Here is an 18,235-nt window from a genome sequence, read left to right on the forward strand (position 1 = left end):
TGTAACGGCGGAAACCCGTTCTATATACCGCTCGGCCTCGAAACTGCCGCGCCTTCCGATGGAAGGCGCGGCAGCGCCGCTGCGTATTCCTCTTCGTTGAAGGTAAGGTGATGTCATGACCTTGACCAAGCAAGACCACCCCCTATCCGAGTCGAGACGGTCCCCTGCAAGCCGCACCGCTCCCAAACATCTGTTGATCGTCGTCGACGACTCAGAGGCATCCATCCACGCCGTACACTATGTCGGAACCCTTCTCCGGGAAACCCGAGAGGTGAGCGTCACGTTGTTCCATGTGCTGAACCCCATGCCTCGTGAGTTGATGGAGCACGGCGGTTCCGAAGACCCTGAGATCGAAGACCACCTCGGCGAGCAACTTCGCAAAGAACAGGAAGCCTGGCTGCGGACGGAAGGCGCCATCGAATATCCCATCCTGGTCAAGGCACTGGAGCACTTGGGACAGACCGGCTTCCCCATCGATCATGTCACGCTCAAGTTCGGATATGAGCGCGATATCGCGGATACCATCCTGGACGAAGCCAGGGCCGGCGAATACGGCACCATCGTGGTGCCTCGTGGCGGACCATCGGGCGCGAAGCGACTCTTCGGCGGCAGCGTGACCGATCGCCTGATGCGGGAATTGCCCGGCGTTGCGCTGTGGGTGCTGGAGTAACCGTCGACCCAGGAGGCGGCCATGAACTGCTCACATTGTGAGGCGACCCTCCCCGTGAAAGCCCGCTTCTGTCCCTCCTGTGGGACAAGAATCGCATGGCCGAGCGATCCAGACAGAGTAATGGGCGAAGACACACCGTTGCCTGAGAATGTTGCGTCGCTGAAAGCGATGTTCATCGACTGTTATGTCAACCTCTGCATCACCAAGGATCTGAGCGACTGGCTGCAAGACCTCGGGTTGTCGACCACCGGAACCAGACAGGAGCAACTCGCTCGCCTGCGGCCCCATATCGGTTCGCTCGTACTGCCGGCCGAGAGCCTGTCCCGCCAAGTCATCTGGTACCTCCACAATTATGACGCAACCCTGCTGGGAGAGCTGTGCCGCGACTTCGGGCTGGACCCCCAGGGGACCCGAGAACGGCTGATCGGCAGAATCTATCGGGCGGTGGGCACGAAGGAAGGGTGGTTCCGGCTCCAGTCGGAAGAGGCACGAAGCGTGATCCTCGAAACGTTCCTGCCCATCATGAGGCATCTGGAAGGCCTGCAAGACGAGGGAATCGATTGGCCTTGTGAACTCATGGAGACGCTCAACGAACCAACGGCCGCCCTCGAGACGCATGGGAGCGCCATCATGACGGTCTTGACGCCGGGCCTGATGCAAGAGGCGCAGGGGTCACTCCTCCAACATGAACTCCATCACCGCGTCTCGTCTAAAAAAAAGCTGCGACGAGCTGCCCGAGGGAATGTCGACGCAAGAATCGTGGATTCGTCAGCGGCCCGGAGACGTTTTCCTGGGTACACTGTCAGACAGCAGATCTGTCCGGGGAGGAAACTATGACACCGGGAGACGAAATTGGTTGGCGCATTCTCGATGACATGGAGCGACGCGGGTCCTGTACGCCGGAAGAACTCGTGCAACGCCTCTCCACCTGCACCTGGAACCAGGTGTTCGCGGCAGTGGATCAGCTCTGTCGAGACGGGCGGCTGACGCTCCGGCGCCCCTCTCGCTTCGAGTACGTCATCTCCCTGGCATCCTCATCGACCGCAGAAACAAAAAGCGCGGCGGCATGACATAACGGCTGGTGGTGATAGGGCGCGCGTTCCGCGAGCAGGAGGACCCATCAACCCATCCTCCCCCTCACTTCCACCCCTCCCCGCTCATCCCGCCACCCATGCCGCCGAAATTGCCGCCGAATCCCCCTTGGCCGCTCCCCCAATACTCACCACGGCGCAGCCTGGCGTAGGGATGACGCAAGTCCGGGCGGCTGAGCCACCAGAGAAACCAGAGGGCGCCGCTGGCGGTGGAGATCGTGATCCAAAACCCCAACCCGCGGAAATGGGCTTTTTGCAGCGACCCGACTCGAATCTCTTGTGACGTGGAGGCCAAGGCGACGACCGTGCGGTAGAGGCCCTCGCCGAAATGCCCATTCTTAATGGCGGGATCCAAATATTCACGACCGACCTTGCCCACCACTTCGCCGCCCATCACAGGGATCATGCGTCGGCCCATGGTCACGGCCGCCTGTCGCTCCTGCACCGACAACAACACCAACACGCCATGTTCGTCCTGCGCGGACCCGATCCCCCACTTTGAGTAGAGGGCGGTGGCGTAGTCGTTCGCCGATCCGTAGGGTTTCAGAGAGGGCACGGTCACCACCACCATTTCCACGCCGGTCTTCCGTTCAAGATCCTGGCAGACAGACCGGATGCGCGCGCGCCAATCGGTCTCGATCACCCCTGCGTGGTCGCTCACGTAACCGAGCGGATCATAGACTGGGGCGACTTCGCGCGCCTGCGACGGCCACGTCCACAGCAAGACGACCGCAATCAGCACAAACGGCCAACGCCGCAGCAACAGGCTGATCCTCATGGCGTTTTCAACGTCCCATCCGGTTGGACTTGGCTGATCAACCGCTGCAGATTTTCGACATAGCGGTCATAGAGCCGCGGCACCTCCACCGGACCGGGCGAGATGATGCCCCGCTTGAGATGGAGCACGTCCATGAATCCCGTCAGGTCCAGGCCCGTCATGGCCTGCACGTTCGCCAACAGCGGCTCCGAGTGGAATAACGGCGGCTCTCCTGCGAGGCGCTGCAGGCCGCGAAGGCAGGGCAACAACGCCGTCAACGAAAGGGGCAGCAACATCGTGATCGCCTCCTCCGTCCCTCCCCCTTCGATGAAGCGTTGGCGCAGCCGGAGCAGGTTGCCTTCCAGGCCCTGTCGAACCTGATAGCCCAGGTGTGTTCGGTCGATGTGGAGACCGATGAAGGGATCGCGCCCCCACAGCACTCGATGCTGCTCCTGGATTTCCAAGTACTCGAGCGGGAACACCGTCCCCGGTTTCGTCAGGTCGGCCTCAGTCAGGAGAAGCGGCACCGCGAACTGCTCCCGGCTCCAGCGGCGCTGCGCCTTGGCGTACCGTTTCAAACCCTCACGCTCATACCCGTTGACGAGCAACAGGAGATTCACATTGGACCGGCCCGGCAGAAATTCGCCGCGCACGGCGCTGCCGTACAGGATGATGCCCTCCAGCTGCTGGCCGAAGAGGGCCGTGGTCTCCTTCACATAACGCTGCAGCAATTCCTGGACTTCGGATGGAATATCGAATGCGGTGGGTTGGGTCACAAACACCTCGGTCGTAATGGTGGGACAATCATCGTGTGCATGGCTCGATCAGCACCCAACCTGGTTTGCGCGGGGATCGGGCAAAAGCCCGGCAGCCATGACACGATCCACGAGAGAAAAAGGCGGCGTGGTCCGGAGACCGGCGGTGGTCGAGAGGACGCGATAACGCAATCGGGCGTTGCGGTCCAACGTACGAAAGACTCGATCTCGGAGGAACGCCACCACCGGATTGCCCGTGTTCCAATAGGTCACTTGCTCGTCGGCCAACCGCTGCAGCATGGTGACCTGCGGTCGGCGGGCCACTTCGAACGCCCGTAGGGTCGCGGCGGACAGGTCGCTGTGTTTCAACCAGCCAGGCACCAGGTCGGCCACGACGACCGCATCGACCATGGCCTGCATACGTCCTTGCGATGCGTGAGGATTCATGGCATGGGCCGCATCGCCGATCAGGACGGCCCCATCCGCCACCCAACGGTCCGTGCGAACCCGCCCCGTCGGCATGTAGCCGGTTTGGTTCCAGTCGACCAGGCCCTTGACGATACCTTCCATGCCGGGATCGATACGGACCCAGGTCTCGCGCAAGGCCTGGAGTCCCCTCGCCTTCACCGCATCGTACGATCCAGCCTTGATCATATAGAACACGTACACCTTTCGCCCTGCCGCAGGAAACAACCCAAGGATCTGGTGCTTGCCGACCAGGTACCGCGCCTCCTCCAATTCTTCCGGCACGTCGAGAATCGCAATCAGATACCCTTCCGAGTACCGATGCAGGTCGGTTGTAATACCCAAGCTCTCCCGCACCTTCGAGAAAGCGCCGTCGGCTCCGACCACCAACCGCGCGGCAACCTCGACCGGCTCCCCCTGCCGCTCAGCCCGCAGCCCGACGACGCGACTCCCATCGAACCGCAAGCCGGTCAAGGTTGCGCCGTACCAGAGTCCGCCGGGGTTCTGCCGTTCCAACGCGTCGAGAATGGCGTGGTGGGCCACATTCGGCAACGTCACCAAGGCGCGGTTATAGGGCGCGGGCAGGTCGCCGTAGTCGACCGTACAGAGTCGCTCGCCGCCGGCGCGGCAGAAATTGAATCGCCTGACAGGGCACACCGCATGGGCGGGCAATTTGTCCAGCAGGCCCAGCCGGTCCAACACCTGCTGGCCGTTCGGCTGCAGAATTTCTCCACGCAATCCCTGTGGGGGGCCCGGCGCACGCTCCAGCACCAGCGGTCGCACGCCGCGTTGCGCGAGCATCAGCGCCAACACGGCTCCGCCGCCACCCGCGCCGACGATCGCGACATCGGTTTCGATCACCGTATCCCCCTCCACCCCGTCTACTCGCTCCAGTCTTCGAATCGCGCTTGATCGTTCCACATCGACAGGAACTTTCGGCGCGCCTTCGTCGTCACCGCTGCGTCGGTGATCACATCGAGCCGCTCATCATTGTACCGGTTGCCGCTTGTCGTATAGTTCGCCGAGCCGGAGGTGTTGATTCGATCGTCGATGACTGCCTGCTTCATGTGCATGAGACCGTCGTGGCGATTGATCCGCACAGGCACGCCGGCCAATCTCAACGTGTTCAGTGCGCGCTGTTGTTTCGGATCAGTCAGACGCTCCCGGTCGGTAATGACGCGCACATCGACGCCGCGCCGCTTGGCCTCCACGAGCGACTTCACCACCGCCGGCGCCGTCAGGCCGTACACCGATGCATAGATGTACGTGGTCGCTCGGTCGTACAGCGCGGCCACCCGATCAATGGGCTGATCCTCAGGCGCATAGTACACATCCACCGTCGCGGATGCACGGAGCGGGACCAGCGCCGCGAAGAGGACCAGGTGCAGGAGCAGGGTGGTCAAACAGGCCGTCCGACGAGGCCGCCGCAAACGAGGCTCACTCGAGATCGAACAGCGCTCGAAAATGCTCATCGGATTCTTCCCAGGCTTGGGGCGAAGCTTTCGACAACCAATCCCGCAAAAAGATTTTCTGTTCCGTGGTCAGCATCTGTTTGATCTGATGCGACCGTCCCTGCAAGGGCTGCAGGAAACCTGCCTTCGTCCGAAAATCCAGCGTCGCCGTCCGTACGTAGATATTGGTGTAGAGGGTGGGACGGTCGTCTTCCCCCTCGCCCTGCACCCAGACCGACAGGAACTTCTCCATCTGGAGCCCGGCGCTGTCCAACGCCGGTTCGGAATCGTGAAACAATTCATTCTCCGACTCCTTCAAGGGAGTCGCTTCATGCGCACGAAACAGGAAATTTTTCTTCCACATCACCTACCCTCCAGACCGGCGCATACTGTAAGTTAGGCGGGGTGAAAGTCAAGGAAAGCGCCGTCCGCCAAGGCGCGGCGCCGTCCCGCGACCGGCACCGGCGTCAAGCGGTGGATCGTTGCCTTGACAAATCCAGAATGCGTTTGCTAACGTCTTGAAATTATTTAGACTCTTACCCCTATCAGGAGCAGGTATGCAGGTCACGATCAATGGCAAGTCCGAAGAGATTGCCGGGGGCACGGTGCTGGATCTGTTGAAAGCTAAAAGCATCGAACCGCAAATGGTGGCGGTCGAGGTCAATGACACCATGCTGGAGCGGACGCACCTGGAGACGACGCAGTTGAAAGACGGCGATCATGTCGAATTTCTCTTCTACATGGGCGGTGGCCGGTGACCCTCACGGCCCATCCCGACATCACGCAATTGATCGGCCGCACGCCGTTGGTCCGTCTCAATCGCCTGACCAAACCCGGCTCCGCAACCATTTACGCCAAGGTGGAGTCCTTCAATCCCGGCGGAAGCGTCAAGGATCGGATCTGCCTGAACATGATCGACGAGGCCGAGCGGCAGGGCAAGCTCAAGCCGGGCGGCACGATCGTGGAGCCCACCAGCGGCAACACCGGCATCGGGCTCGCGTTGGTCGCAGCCGTCCGGGGATACAAGTTGATCCTGGTCATGCCGGAAAGCATGAGCATGGAGCGGGCCAGTCTCCTGTCGTCCTACGGCGCGCAGCTGGTGCTGACCGCGGCCTGGGAGGGCATGAAAGGCTCGATCAAGGAGGCGGAGAGCATCGTCGCGCAGAATCCGTCGTATTACATGCCCGACCAATTCTCCAATCCGGCGAATCCGGCCATGCACCGCAAGACCACGGGGCCGGAAATTCTGGAAGCCCTGGACGGGAGGGTCGATGCGTTCGTGGCGGCCGTCGGCACCGGCGGCACCATTACCGGATGCGGCGGAGCCATCCGGGAACGGAATCCGACAGCCAAGATCATTGCCGTCGAGCCGGCCGGTTCACCGGTCCTGTCCGGCGGCGACCCCGGGCCGCACAAGATTCAAGGCATTGGCGCCGGGTTCGTGCCCAAAGTATTGGATCGCACCTTGCTCGATCGGGTAGTGACCGTGACGGACGATGAGGCGTATCAGACCGCGAAATTGCTCGCGAAGAAGGAAGGACTCTTGGTCGGCATTTCGGCCGGCGCCAACGTCTTCGCCGCCCAAAAAATCGCCGAAGAATTGGGGCCGGGCAAAAATGTCGTCACGATCCTCTGCGACACAGGCGAGCGCTATATCAGCATCGAGAAGTACTTCAACATTTGATGGCGCGTCAGGTCACTATCTTAGGGAGAGGAGGCTCAACAGCGTCAGCCAGCAAGGCCGCAGCGAATGAAGGTCTGAGACGCACCCTCGCGGTACGTTGAGGGCATGAACGATACGAGAACGCCGCTGGTGACGGTTCTCAGCCTCCGTCGAAGATGGAATTTACCGAAACACAAATCAACCGCTACAGCCGCCACATTCTCTTGCCCGAGGTCGGAGGCAAGGGCCAGAAGAAGATCGCCAAATCGAAGATCCTCCTGGTCGGTGCCGGTGGGCTGGGCTCACCTGCCGCGCTCTATTTGGCCGCGGCCGGCGTGGGGACCATCGGCCTGATCGACAGCGACGTCGTCGACCTCAGCAACCTCCAGCGTCAGGTCATTCACCAGACGCCCGACGTGGGTCGTCCCAAGGTCCTCTCCGGCAAAGAAAAGATCCAGGCGTTGAATCCCGACGTCAACGTGGTGATGTACGAAGAACGACTCAGCGCGAGCAACGCGCTGAAGATGTTCGCCGACTTCGATGTCGTCATCGACGGCGTCGATAACTTTCCGACGAAGTTTTTGATCAACGACGCCTGTTTCTTCGCCGACAAACCGTTGGTGCACGGCGGCATCCTGCGGTTCGACGGGCGCGTCACGACCATCATTCCGAAAAAGTCCGCCTGTTACCGTTGCGTCTTCAAGAAGCCGCCTCCTGAAGGGTTGGTGGCCTCTTGCCAGGAGGCGGGTGTCATCGGCGTGTTGGCCGGCATCATCGGCACGATCCAGGCCACCGAGGCCCTGAAGTTGATCCTGGGCATCGGCCGTCCCTTGACCGACCGTCTGTTGGACTTTGATGCGCGGCGTACCCAGTTCCGAGAAATCCGCGTGAAGCGGAATCCCGATTGTCCGCTCTGCGGCGAACGGCCCACGATCACAGAGTTGATCGAAGACGGCAATGTCGGGCCGACATGTGAGCTTCCGGGTCAACGTAACTTGTAGCGAAGGTGTCCCCATGGCGAAAATGAAAGCGCTCGTGTGCCGGGAATGTGGGAAAGAGTATCCCCCCAAAGCCATTCACGTCTGTGAAATGTGCTTCGGCCCGCTTGAGGTGAAATACAACTACGACGAGATCAAGGCGTCGATCTCCCGAAAGAAGATCGAAGAGGGCCCGCATAGCATGTGGCGCTACATCGATTTACTGCCGGTCGAGAGCACCGCCATCATCGGGCCGCACGCCGGATTGACGCCCATGGTCCGGGCCAAAAACTTGGGCGCCTATCTCGGGATCGACGAGCTGTACATCAAGAACGATACCGTCAACCATCCGACTCTCTCGTTCAAGGACCGCGTCGTGTCGGTCGCATTAACCCGTGCGCGGGAACTGGGTTTCGAGACGGTGGCCTGCGCCTCGACCGGCAACCTGGCCAATTCCGTTGCGGCGCATGCCGCGGCGGCCGGCATGAAGTGTTATGTATTCATTCCGGCGGATCTGGAAGCGGCGAAGGTGCTCGGCAACCTGATCTATAAACCGAACGTCGTCGAGGTTGAGGGCAATTACGATGACGTGAACCGGCTCTGCAGCGAAATCGCGGGCGAGCATGGCTGGGCCTTCGTCAACATCAATATTCGCCCCTACTACGCCGAAGGCTCGAAGACGCTGGCGTTCGAAACAGTCGAGCAACTCGGCTGGCGTACGCCGGATCAGGTGGTCATCCCCATGGCTTCCGGCTCCCTGCTGACCAAGATCTGGAAGGGGTTGAACGAAATGCATGCCCTGGGGCTGGTCGATTCCGTTCGCACCAAAATCAACGGCGCCCAAGCCGAAGGCTGCTCCCCTATCACCACCGCTTACAAGGCCGGCCGGGACTTCTTCAAACCGGTGAAGCCGAAGACCATCGCCAAGTCGTTGGCCATCGGCAACCCCGCCGACGGCTACTACGCCCTGAAGGCCACGGCGGAGTCCAAGGGTGCCATGGACGCGGTGACCGACGAGGAAGTGGTGGAGGGCATCAAGCTCCTGGCCCAAACCGAAGGCATCTTCGCAGAAACGGCCGGCGGGGTGACCGTCGGCGTCCTGCGCAAGCTGGCCAAGCAGGGCATCATCAAGAAGAGCGACGTCACGGTCGCCTACATCACGGGCAATGGGCTCAAGACACAGGAAGCGGTGGTCGATGCCGTCGGACGCCCATTCCGTATCCAGCCCAGCCTGGTGAGTTTCCAAAAAACCTTCAAAATGGGAAAGAACGGTGGTGGTGATTCATGATTAAAGTGCGTATTCCGACTCCCCTGCGGACGCTGACGAAAGGACTGGGGGAGGTTGAGTCCTCGGCAGCCAACATTACCGATATGATCGGGTCCCTTGACGCCGCCTATCCAGGATTGAAGAACCGGCTCTGCGATGAAAAGGGCGACTTGAGGCGTTTCGTCAACATCTACGTCAACGAGGAAGATATCCGGTTCCTGAACGGCAAGGAAACCTCCTTGAAGGACGGCGATGAAGTGTCGATCGTACCCGCGATCGCGGGAGGGTAATCATGACCAGCTTGCGTTTTCACATCCGGTTCCCGGAAACCAAAATCAAGGAGCCGATCATTTATCAGATCGGCCATGAATTCAACGTCGTCACCAACGTACGCCGCGCCGACGTGCGCGAAACGACCGGCTGGATGGATCTTGAGTTGACGGGTGAGACCGAGGAGATCGAACGCGCCATCGAAGGGTTCCGCAACAAAGGCTGCGTCGTCGACCCTATCGAGTTGAACGTGGTGGAGTAACAGCGGGAAGAGACGGATCGCATGGAATTTACCGATCAACAGATTCAACGATACAGCCGCCATATCATCTTGAACGAAGTCGGCGGCAAGGGGCAGGTAAAGCTGTCGAAGGCTAAGGTCCTCCTGATCGGCGCCGGCGGCCTCGGTTCCCCTGCCGCCCTCTATCTCGCCGCAGCCGGCATCGGCACCCTCGGCTTGGTGGATGGCGACGTGGTCGACCTCTCGAACCTGCAGAGGCAAATCCTCCACACGACGGCCACCGTCGGCGTGCCCAAGGTCGAATCGGGCCGGCAGATGCTCTCGGCCATCAATCCCGACATCACGATCAAGACATACCAGATGAACGTCGACACGGAGAACATTCTCGGTCTGATCGCCGACTATGACATCGTATTGGATGGCTCCGACAACTTCACGACCCGATTCCTGGTCAACGATGCCTGTTTCTTCGCCAAGAAGACGCTGATCTCGGCCAGCATGTTCCGCTTCGAGGGACAACTCACGACCATCAAACCCCATGCCGGACATCCCTGCTACCGCTGCCTCTATCCTGAGCCCCCGCCGGCCGGGTTGGTGCCGAATTGTCAGGAAGCCGGCGTGTTGGGAGTCCTGGCCGGCACCATGGGCATCTTACAAGCCTCGGAAGCGATCAAAGAAATCCTCGGGATCGGCGAATCCCTGGCCGACAAGCTCGTGATTTACGATGCGCTGGAGATGAAATTCCGGAAAGTGTCGCGCCCGAAGGACCCGCGCTGCCCGCTCTGTAGCGCCACCCCCACGATCAAGGACCTAGGCAGCGACTACAGCGTGACCTGCACCATCTGACATGCCTGACCTCTCGATTCCCCGACACATCCTGGATGAGATCGTGGCCCACGCGCGCGAATTGGCGCCGTTCGAATGTTGCGGGCTGCTGGCCGGCACCGACAAGACGGTCACCCGCCTCTACCGCATCAAGAACATCGTCGCCATGGAGGGCGCCGAAAAGCTCTCCACCTTCGATGACAACAAGATCGCGCACCTCGAACGGCTGTCGCCGGAAGAGCGGGCGGAGATCGCGTTCGTCATGGACATGGAGGATTTTTCCGCCGCCAAAAAAGACATTCGCAAGAACGGACTGGATCTCCAGGTCGTCTACCACTCTCACCCCAAGGACCCGGCCAGGCCGTCACACACCGACATCAAAATCGCCACGGACTACGAAGAGGTCTGGAGTCGGATCAATCTCCCGGTGCCCGCCTACCTGCTCGTGTCGCTCATGCACAGCCCCGCCGCAGACATTCGCACCTATTGGATCACCGGCGGCCAGGTTCGACCGGCCGATGTGCGCATCATCTAGTCGCGCTGCCCGAGAATTTGTCGTCGCTCCCCTACCAATCGACCCACGACGATGCCATAATCCGGCTTTGACCTCTCATCGAAGGGAGCGTTCGATGCGATTCGTACTCCTCTTTTGCGTCTTCATGCTGTTCGGCCCCATCATCGCCACTCCTCCGCAAGCCACCGCCGGAGAAAAAAGTTACTACAGCCCCATCATCTACGTGGATTTCGACAACAACCGGATCCTGATCTCGACCTTGGGCTCGGTCTTTTGGGTCGAGGTGCCGGAGGAGGCGCGCCCGCACCTGGAAAAGCTGCCGATCTCAGGATTGGCCGATATCGTGGTGGTGGAGCGCGAAGGACAGCCGCCGCTCTTGAAGAGTTGGAAGATCAAATCCGGCGAGTCGACCTGCCTCAACTTCGACGGAAAGACCTGTAAATAGCAGCGATCGCTATTCCGAACTCCCCAGCATGTCGTCGACGAGAGGACGGTTGATATCGGTGCAGCCCATGCAAATGGTATCGAACAGCGATTCGTGGTCGGATACGAAGTTCCGCGCATCGACCAGGTTTTCGGCAAACACCTGCTCGTAACAGATGTCGCACAACATCATCAGTCCGCGCGAGACGGACACTGTTTTCCGACCTGCACTCCCCGCCATGATGGATTCCCTTTCCTCTATCATTCTTCGGTGCGCACAGCCGCGCTACACCGATCCCTTTTGCCGAGCCACCCAGAAGTCTTCGGTCTCCAAGTCGATGCCGCAGTCCGGACATTCATAAGGCTGGTCCGGCTGGGGAATGGTCAACTCGTTTTTCAGCAGCCGTCCGCGGCACACATGGTAAAACCGGCCGCGTGCATCTTCGGTATCCAATGGATCATGTTCGTACACCAGCACCATGACATCGTTCCTTCCTAACAGGAGCCAACCAGGCCGATCGGTTATATCTTGAACTGCGCCTCATAAAGCCCCGCATAGACCCCGCCCCGGCGCATGAGGGCATCATGCACACCCTCTTCGACGATGGTTCCATGCTCCACCACGACGATGCGGTCCACGTCGTGTAACGTCGCTAAACGATGTGCGATGATGAACGTGGTGCGCCCCTTGGTCAGATCATTCAGCGCCTCGCGGATCTTCACCTCCGTTTCCGTATCGATGTTGGAGGTGGCCTCGTCGAAGATCACGATGGGAGGGTCCCGCAAGAGCACACGCGCGATCGACACCCGCTGTTTCTGACCGACCGACAATTTGACTCCGCGTTCGCCGATCCAGGTGTCGTACCCATCGGGAAGACGCGAAATGAACTCGTGTGCGCGCGCGGCTCGAGCCGCCGCTTCGACCCGCTCGTGCCCCGCCGACAGGTCGCTGTACAGGATATTTTGCCGCACCGTGCCGTTGAAGAGAAAGGGTTCCTGCTGCACCAGACCGATCTGATTCCGAAGAAAGGCCAGCGGCAGGTCACGCACATCCTGCCCGTCCACCAACAGGGCCCCGCTTCGCACATCGTAGAAACGCATCAGCAACTTCAGCATCGACGTCTTGCCGGCGCCGCTCGGGCCGACCAAAGCGATCCGTTCGCCCGGCTGAACGGAGAGATTCACCTCGTTCAACACGAGGGCGTCGGGCCGATAGCCGAACGTCACATGGCGATATTCCACCACTCCCCGTAGCCGCTCGACCGGACGGACCGCACCGGGTCGCTCCTCGACGTCAGGTTTCGTATCGATAATTTCAAAAACCCGGTCGCTCGCCGCCAGGGCGTGCTGCAACATGTGGTTCAAGGAATGGATCTCATTGATCGGCGTGTAAAACAGCGTGAGGTAGGAGAGAAACATCACGAGTTGCCCGACGGTCAGCTGACCGGTCAGCACTTCGCCGGCTCCGTACCAGAGGATGAGCACCGTCCCAGTGCTCCCCGCGAACACCATCCCTGGCCAGTACCAGGACCAGAGATACATGGCCTTCAGACTGTTCTGGCTGTAGGCCTGGCTGAGGGTCTCGAACCGCTGCCGCTCATAGGCATGTTGATTGAATCCGATGGTTTCCTTGATGCCGGACAGCGCATCCTGCAGATAGGCGTTCAGGTCGGCCACACTCTTGCGGATTTGATGGTAGTACGCATGGACGCGTCTGGTAAACCAGACAGCACAGGCCGCCAAAATCGGGATCGGCAAGAGGGAGAGCAGCGCCAACTTCCAGTTCAGCGTAAACAGCATGATCGTAATGCCGATCAGGGTCAAGGAAGCGGTAAGCAACCCCTCCAGCCCATCCACGAAGATCCGTTCGACATGCTCCGTATCGCTGGTGACGCGCGTCATGATCTCGCCGGTGGAGCGATTTTCGAAGTAACTCAACGAGAGGCGTTGGAGCGCCCCGAACACCTGCATGCGGAGGGCGTGGACCGCCTTTTGTTCCAGATTGTTGTTGAACCGCACCCGCATGGAACTGGCGAGATTGCGCAGGACATACGCCCCGAGCAGAGCCGTCAAGACCCAAGGCAGCAGGTCCGGCTGTTTGGCCTGAATGACATCGTCGATGACGACCTTCACGAGGTAGGGCGGCACCAATTCCAGCGCCGTGGCAAGCCCGGCGCAGACGAACGTCACCACCGCCAGCAGCCGGAACGGCTTGAGGTAAGACAGGACGCGCAGAAGAGAGTTCACAACGATTCGGCGACGCGGATGGATCAGATGACGCTGGCCGGTTCCTTTTGCCAATACTTCTGAAACTCCTCCATCTGGGTCAGGGTGGAGAAATCGCTCATGCGATCCAGGAAGACCTTCCCGATGAGGTGATCGAGTTCATGCTGAATGCAGACGGCATAGAGCCCACCCGCCTCGAAATCCAGCTGGTTGCCGTGGCGGTCCAGTCCCGTCACCCGTACGGTGGAAGGCCTGGTGACCTTGCCGCGCAGACCGTCGACACTTAAACACCCCTCCCAATTCTCCACCTGAGTCGGGCCGTAAAACACGATGGTCGGATTGATCAGCACCGTCTGCGGAAAGCCTCCCTCGCCGGGACAGTCCATGACCACGAGTTGAATGGAGCGCCCCACCTGCGGAGCGGCCAAGCCGATCCCTGGCTCGTCGTACATGGTTTCAAACATGTCATCGATCAATTGTTGAAAGGCCGGTTTTTTTATCTCGCTTGGATTCACCGGCGACGACTGTTGCCGGAGAATCGGATTACCCAGCTTCGTTATTTTGAGTATCGCCATCGTACACCCTTTATGTGATCCCGCAGTGAGCCATAGCGGCTCCACGGTCTACTATTGTACCTACCACGGCCTCTAGAACCGGCGCAACGCACCAGGCCTCAGGAGGGCCGCTTGCGCACCCTGGATTCCGGCAGTTCAAAGCTGTCCTTCGAGACATTCCACCATTCCGCCCACTCTTGGGCCCAGGCCTGCCGATCCTGTTTGTTGGAGGCGTCCCAATCATGGGAATCCGTTTCGTGCCTGGTCAAGAGCCAGAGGGATTGCACGGCGGACAGGGCCACATACCGCTCCTCATCCGCCACCAAATCGATGAGCGGCTGCACCACGTCTTTGTGACGGATATACCGCGCCTCGAAGGCCGCGGCCTTTCGAATCGTCGGGTTGCCGTCCTTCACCAACACGCCGATCGTACTCGCGACCTGCAGCGGATCCAACCGCACGGCCACCCGCAGCGCATGCTCCCGAATCCGCGGAATTTCATCAGCCTGTTTTGCCCTCTCCAGCAAAGCGGGCACCGCGGCAGGTGACTTCATCATCGAGAGGGTCTCAATGGCGTTGTAGCGGATTCTGGAGCCCGGCATCGTGAGCGCCTTCGTCACGACCGGCAACACGGAATCGCCCAGATGGACAAACTCGCCCATGGCCCAAAATTCCTGCCTGCCCTCCAACAGCGGCAGGAGTGCTTCGGCGCGCTGCAATTCTTCCGGCGTCAAGGCCTTGGTATTCGGAGCGACCGACACATCCGGTACGGGTTCGGATTTTGGAGGCGCCTCGTAGGGCATCTGCACCGGCCACACGCCCGCCTCCGCCCAAGCCTGTCCCAGCAGACTGCCGACCAATCCCATGAGCGCCAACCCACACCACACCGCCCGACCGATCACCCCTTGTTGCCATCGCGCCATGATCATGACCTTCCTCTCGAACTCCTCTGCTTCATTGTTGGACCGTCGGTCCGTCCTCACCCTCCGGCGAACGCTCGACCGCCCGCCGTCGATGGACCACCTCGTACAGAACCGGCAGCACCACAAGGATCAACACCGCCGCGGTGAGCATCCCGCCTACCACCACTCTGGCCAAGGGCTTTTGGGCCTGCGAACCGATTCCCGTCGCGAGGGCGGCCGGCAAGAGCCCGATGGCCGCCGCCAGGGTCGCCATCAAGATCGGCCGCATCTGCACGTCGGCCCCCTTCAGAATCGCGTCCCGTAGGTCGGCACCGCCCCGCCGCAAGTCCTCGATACGTGAGATTAACAGGACTCCGCCAAGAATCGCTACTCCCAGCGTCGAGATCACGCCCACGGCGGCGGAAATGCTGAAGTTGGTCCCGGTCAAGACGAGCGAAAAGATGCCCCCGATGAGGGCGAACGGCACGGTCACCAGCACCAGCAGCGCGTTGGTGACGGAGTTGAACGTCGTGTAGAGGAGAAAGAGGATGATCACCAGGCTGACCGGGACGATCATGGTCAGTCGCTTCTGCTCGCTGGTCAACTGGTCGTATTGACCGGCCCATTCGAGCCGATACCGCTCCGGTAACGTGACCTGCGCCTGCATCTTCTTCTGCGCTTCTTGCACGGTGCTTTCCAAATCGCGGTCGCGGACGCTGAACTTGATCGGGATGTACCGTTCGTTGTTTTCCCGGTAGATGATGAAGGCGCCGGTGTGGGTTTTGATCGTCGCCACCTGCTTCAGCGGGATACGGGCGCCATTGGGGGTGTTCACGAGAATGTTGCCGATCGCCTCGGCGTCCCGCCGAAACTCCGGCAGAAACCGAACCACCAGGTCGAACAACCGTTCGCCCTCGAAGACCTGCGTCACCCCTTGCCCGCCCACCGCCGCCTGCACCACGGCATTCACGTCCGAAACGCGCAGCCCGTAGCGGGCACTCGCCTCGCGATCGACCTGAATCAAGAGGTTGGGCTGGCCCACCAGCCGAAAGACGCCCAGGTCCTTCACGCCCCGCACGCCCTTCATCACCGACTCGATCTCGACCGCCTTCGCCTCCATCGTCTTCAAGTCCGTGCCGAACAACTTGATGGAGTTCTCGCCCTTGACCCCCGACATAGCCTCTTCGACGTTGTCTTGAATGACCTGGGAAAAGTTGAAGATGACGCCTGGAATCCCCTTGAGCCGCGACTCGATTTCCTCCACGAGCCCGTCTTTGTCCAGTCCTGGCCGCCAGTCTTTCCGGGGCTTCAAGTTGGCCAGGAATTCGGCGTTGAAGAAGCTGGTGGGATCGGTCCCGTCATCCGGGCGACCGAGTTGCGAGACGATGGTAACCACTTCAGGCGACTTCCGGAACAGCTGGCGAATCTCTCCCGTCAGCCGTGCCGCCTCGTCGAACGAAATGTCCACCGGCATCGTGGCCCGCACCCACAAGTTGCCTTCCTCCAGGGCCGGCATGAATTCACCGCCGAGGAACTGCAGCGCGCCGAACGCCGTCACCAGCAGCACCAACGATGCGCCGATGACCATCTTGTTATGGTTCAAGGCCCAGCGCAAGACGGCCAGGTAGGTCCGGCGGATCACGCTGACGAAGGCCGTGTCTCGTTCTCGAACGACTCCCGTCAGCAGTAACGAACAAAGGACCGGTGCCAGCGATACGGCCATGAGCAACGCGCCGAACAGCGCAAAGCCGTAGGTGATCGACATGGGCGCAAAGATCTTCCCCGGCACGCCCGTCATCGTGAAGAGCGGAATGAACGCCACCACGATGATGGCCGTCGAAAAGAAAATCGGCTGCCCGACCTGGCGGGCGGCGCGCACGATCTGCTGGGGTACGGTCACGCCGATCCGCCGCTCATGCGCGAGGTGAAAGAAGATGCTCTCTACCATGACCAAGGTCGCATCCACGATGATCCCGAAGTCGATGGCGCCGAGCGAAATCAGGTTGGCGGACTGGCCGATCAGCACCATCATCGTGAAGGTGAAGAGCAGCGACATCGGAATCGTGAGCGCCACGATGATCGACGCGCGCAGGTGTCCGAGAAACACAAAGAGGATCACAAACACCAAGACCATGCCGCTGATCAAGATGTCGGTCACGGTTTCCACCGTGGTGTGGATCAACGCGGTGCGGTCGTAGAAGGTCTTGATCTTCACCCCTTCGGGCAACTTCCACTTGTTCAACTCCTCGACCTTCTCCCGCACCTGGTCCAAGACCGAAAGCGCCTTGTACCCCCGCTGCAGGAGCACCACCCCTTCGACCACGTCGTCCTCGTCGTCGATGCCGACCTTGCCCAACCGCACCCGGTGGCCGACCGACACGGTCCCCAACGTCTTGACGAAGATCGGCGTGCCCTCCTTCTCCGCCACCATGACGTTCTCGATGTCTTCGAGTCCGTTGATGAGTCCGAGCCCGCGGATGTTGTAGTTCTGCGCCCCCACCGTGAGGTAGTTGCCGCCGACGTTGGCGTTGCTGTTGGTCAAGGCCTCCATGACCTGCGCCAGGCTGACTTCGTAACTGATCAACTTCCCCGGATCGATATCGACGTGGTACTCCCTGGTCGTCCCGCCGAACGCGGTCACGTCGATGATGCCGGGCACCCGCCGGAATTCCCGTCGTACCTGCCAATCCTGAATCGTCTTGAGATCGGTCAGGCTGGTCTTGCCGTCGCCTGCCAGCTGGTACCGATAGATCTCCGCGATCGCCCACCAAGGCGAGAGGGTCGGTTGCACATTCTGCGGCAAGGTGATGGTCGCCAGTCGGTTCACGACTTCCTGCCGGTCGAAGAAATATTGCGTGTCGAAGTCGAAGTAGACCTTGATGTCGCTCAAACCGAAGATGGAGAGGGAGCGGATATCGGTGAGGCCGGGAATGCCGTTCAGTGCGACTTCGATGGGAATGGTGATTTGGCGCTCGATTTCTTCAGCCGACCACCCCGGAAACTGCGTGATCACCTCGACCATCGGGGGCGACGGATCTGGATAGGCCACGATGTCGAGCTGCTGGAAAGCGTAGAGCCCACCGAACAGGAGACTGAAGCCGAGGGCACAGATCAGAAAGCGCTGTACCAGGGAGAGTTCGACGATTCGAACGATCATCGTCCGGAAGGACCTCTCCTGCTCATC

23 protein-coding genes are annotated in these 18,235 nt (G+C 60.5%); 12 read left to right on the forward strand and 11 right to left on the reverse strand.

Annotated elements, in window-relative coordinates:
- The first annotated feature begins 115 nt into the window (after positions 1–115).
- The 3 genes from HRU82_02880 (at position 116) to HRU82_02890 (ending at position 1,740) form a co-directional block, all read left to right on the forward strand.
- Positions 116–670, forward strand: coding sequence for a universal stress protein (locus tag HRU82_02880; GenBank protein QOJ33957.1), 555 nt, complete (start codon positions 116–118; stop codon positions 668–670).
- A 120-nt stretch (positions 671–790) separates the two neighbouring features.
- Positions 791–1,507 (forward strand): hypothetical protein, encoded by a 717-nt coding sequence (locus tag HRU82_02885; protein QOJ33958.1) that lies wholly within the window; start codon positions 791–793, stop codon positions 1,505–1,507.
- Positions 1,504–1,740, forward strand: a complete 237-nt coding sequence (locus HRU82_02890) for a hypothetical protein (GenBank protein QOJ33959.1) — start codon at positions 1,504–1,506, stop codon at positions 1,738–1,740. The genes HRU82_02885 and HRU82_02890 overlap by 4 nt, the downstream gene beginning before the upstream one ends.
- Positions 1,741–1,807: 67 nt before the next feature.
- On the opposite strand, the gene HRU82_02895 is transcribed toward HRU82_02890, so the two are convergent.
- Genes HRU82_02895 through HRU82_02915 form a run of 5 tightly spaced genes read right to left on the reverse strand, consistent with a single transcriptional unit; the run spans position 1,808 to position 5,553 of the window.
- On the reverse strand, positions 1,808–2,539 hold the full coding sequence (locus HRU82_02895; protein ID QOJ33960.1) for a TPM domain-containing protein: 732 nt from the start codon (positions 2,537–2,539) through the stop codon (positions 1,808–1,810).
- Entirely contained in the window at positions 2,536–3,294 is a 759-nt protein-coding gene (locus HRU82_02900) for a nucleotidyltransferase domain-containing protein (protein QOJ33961.1), read from the reverse strand. Before HRU82_02900 ends, HRU82_02895 begins: the two co-directional genes overlap by 4 nt.
- Positions 3,295–3,342: 48 nt before the next feature.
- Positions 3,343–4,599 (reverse strand): FAD-dependent monooxygenase, encoded by a 1,257-nt coding sequence (locus tag HRU82_02905; GenBank protein ID QOJ37091.1) that lies wholly within the window; start codon positions 4,597–4,599, stop codon positions 3,343–3,345.
- A 20-nt stretch (positions 4,600–4,619) separates the two neighbouring features.
- Positions 4,620–5,168, reverse strand: coding sequence for a hypothetical protein (locus HRU82_02910; GenBank protein QOJ33962.1), 549 nt, complete (start codon positions 5,166–5,168; stop codon positions 4,620–4,622).
- A gap of 7 nt (positions 5,169–5,175) precedes the next feature.
- Positions 5,176–5,553: a hypothetical protein gene (locus HRU82_02915; GenBank protein QOJ33963.1), complete on the reverse strand. Its 378-nt coding sequence runs from the start codon at positions 5,551–5,553 to the stop codon at positions 5,176–5,178.
- Between the two features lie 193 nt (positions 5,554–5,746).
- On the opposite strand from HRU82_02915, the gene thiS reads away from it, so the two are divergent.
- The 9 genes from thiS (at position 5,747) to HRU82_02960 (ending at position 11,391) form a co-directional block, all read left to right on the forward strand.
- Positions 5,747–5,947: a sulfur carrier protein ThiS gene (thiS, locus tag HRU82_02920; GenBank protein QOJ33964.1), complete on the forward strand. Its 201-nt coding sequence runs from the start codon at positions 5,747–5,749 to the stop codon at positions 5,945–5,947.
- Positions 5,944–6,873, forward strand: coding sequence for a cysteine synthase A (cysK, locus tag HRU82_02925; GenBank protein ID QOJ33965.1), 930 nt, complete (start codon positions 5,944–5,946; stop codon positions 6,871–6,873). Before thiS ends, cysK begins: the two co-directional genes overlap by 4 nt.
- Positions 6,874–7,028: 155 nt before the next feature.
- The gene (gene moeB, locus HRU82_02930; GenBank protein QOJ33966.1) at positions 7,029–7,853 is read left to right on the forward strand and encodes a molybdopterin-synthase adenylyltransferase MoeB; all 825 of its coding nucleotides are present in this window, start codon (positions 7,029–7,031) and stop codon (positions 7,851–7,853) included.
- 13 nt (positions 7,854–7,866) lie between these two features.
- Positions 7,867–9,117 carry a threonine synthase gene (locus HRU82_02935; GenBank protein QOJ33967.1) on the forward strand — a complete coding sequence of 417 codons (1,251 nt, stop codon included), beginning with the start codon at positions 7,867–7,869 and terminating at the stop codon, positions 9,115–9,117.
- A complete protein-coding gene (locus tag HRU82_02940) occupies positions 9,114–9,386 on the forward strand; it encodes a MoaD/ThiS family protein (protein QOJ33968.1) in 273 nt (90 codons plus the stop codon). The genes HRU82_02935 and HRU82_02940 overlap by 4 nt, the downstream gene beginning before the upstream one ends.
- Before the next feature lie 2 nt (positions 9,387–9,388).
- Positions 9,389–9,628 (forward strand): FeS-binding protein, encoded by a 240-nt coding sequence (locus tag HRU82_02945; GenBank protein QOJ33969.1) that lies wholly within the window; start codon positions 9,389–9,391, stop codon positions 9,626–9,628.
- 21 nt (positions 9,629–9,649) lie between these two features.
- Entirely contained in the window at positions 9,650–10,453 is an 804-nt protein-coding gene (gene moeB, locus HRU82_02950) for a molybdopterin-synthase adenylyltransferase MoeB (protein ID QOJ33970.1), read from the forward strand.
- Between the two features lies 1 nt (position 10,454).
- Positions 10,455–10,967, forward strand: coding sequence for a M67 family metallopeptidase (locus HRU82_02955; protein QOJ33971.1), 513 nt, complete (start codon positions 10,455–10,457; stop codon positions 10,965–10,967).
- 94 nt (positions 10,968–11,061) lie between these two features.
- The gene (locus HRU82_02960; GenBank protein QOJ33972.1) at positions 11,062–11,391 is read left to right on the forward strand and encodes a hypothetical protein; all 330 of its coding nucleotides are present in this window, start codon (positions 11,062–11,064) and stop codon (positions 11,389–11,391) included.
- Between the two features lie 9 nt (positions 11,392–11,400).
- Here the strand turns inward: HRU82_02960 and HRU82_02965 are convergent, their stop codons facing one another.
- The 6 genes from HRU82_02965 to HRU82_02990 form a co-directional block, all read right to left on the reverse strand.
- Complete coding sequence (locus HRU82_02965) at positions 11,401–11,610, reverse strand: hypothetical protein (GenBank protein QOJ33973.1); 210 nt, start codon at positions 11,608–11,610, stop codon at positions 11,401–11,403.
- Positions 11,611–11,655: 45 nt separating this feature from the next.
- The gene (locus HRU82_02970; GenBank protein ID QOJ33974.1) at positions 11,656–11,850 is read right to left on the reverse strand and encodes a hypothetical protein; all 195 of its coding nucleotides are present in this window, start codon (positions 11,848–11,850) and stop codon (positions 11,656–11,658) included.
- A 41-nt stretch (positions 11,851–11,891) separates the two neighbouring features.
- Positions 11,892–13,571, reverse strand: a complete 1,680-nt coding sequence (locus HRU82_02975; protein ID QOJ37092.1) for an ABC transporter ATP-binding protein — start codon at positions 13,569–13,571, stop codon at positions 11,892–11,894.
- Positions 13,572–13,639: 68 nt separating this feature from the next.
- Complete coding sequence (gene def / locus HRU82_02980) at positions 13,640–14,170, reverse strand: peptide deformylase (GenBank protein ID QOJ33975.1); 531 nt, start codon at positions 14,168–14,170, stop codon at positions 13,640–13,642.
- 98 nt (positions 14,171–14,268) lie between these two features.
- Entirely contained in the window at positions 14,269–15,072 is an 804-nt protein-coding gene (locus HRU82_02985) for a HEAT repeat domain-containing protein (GenBank protein ID QOJ37093.1), read from the reverse strand.
- 31 nt (positions 15,073–15,103) lie between these two features.
- Positions 15,104–18,208, reverse strand: a complete 3,105-nt coding sequence (locus HRU82_02990) for an efflux RND transporter permease subunit (GenBank protein ID QOJ33976.1) — start codon at positions 18,206–18,208, stop codon at positions 15,104–15,106.
- Positions 18,209–18,235 lie beyond the last annotated feature (27 nt).

The organism is Nitrospira sp., assembly GCA_015709715.1.
Taxonomy (GTDB): Bacteria; Nitrospirota; Nitrospiria; order Nitrospirales; family Nitrospiraceae; genus Nitrospira_A.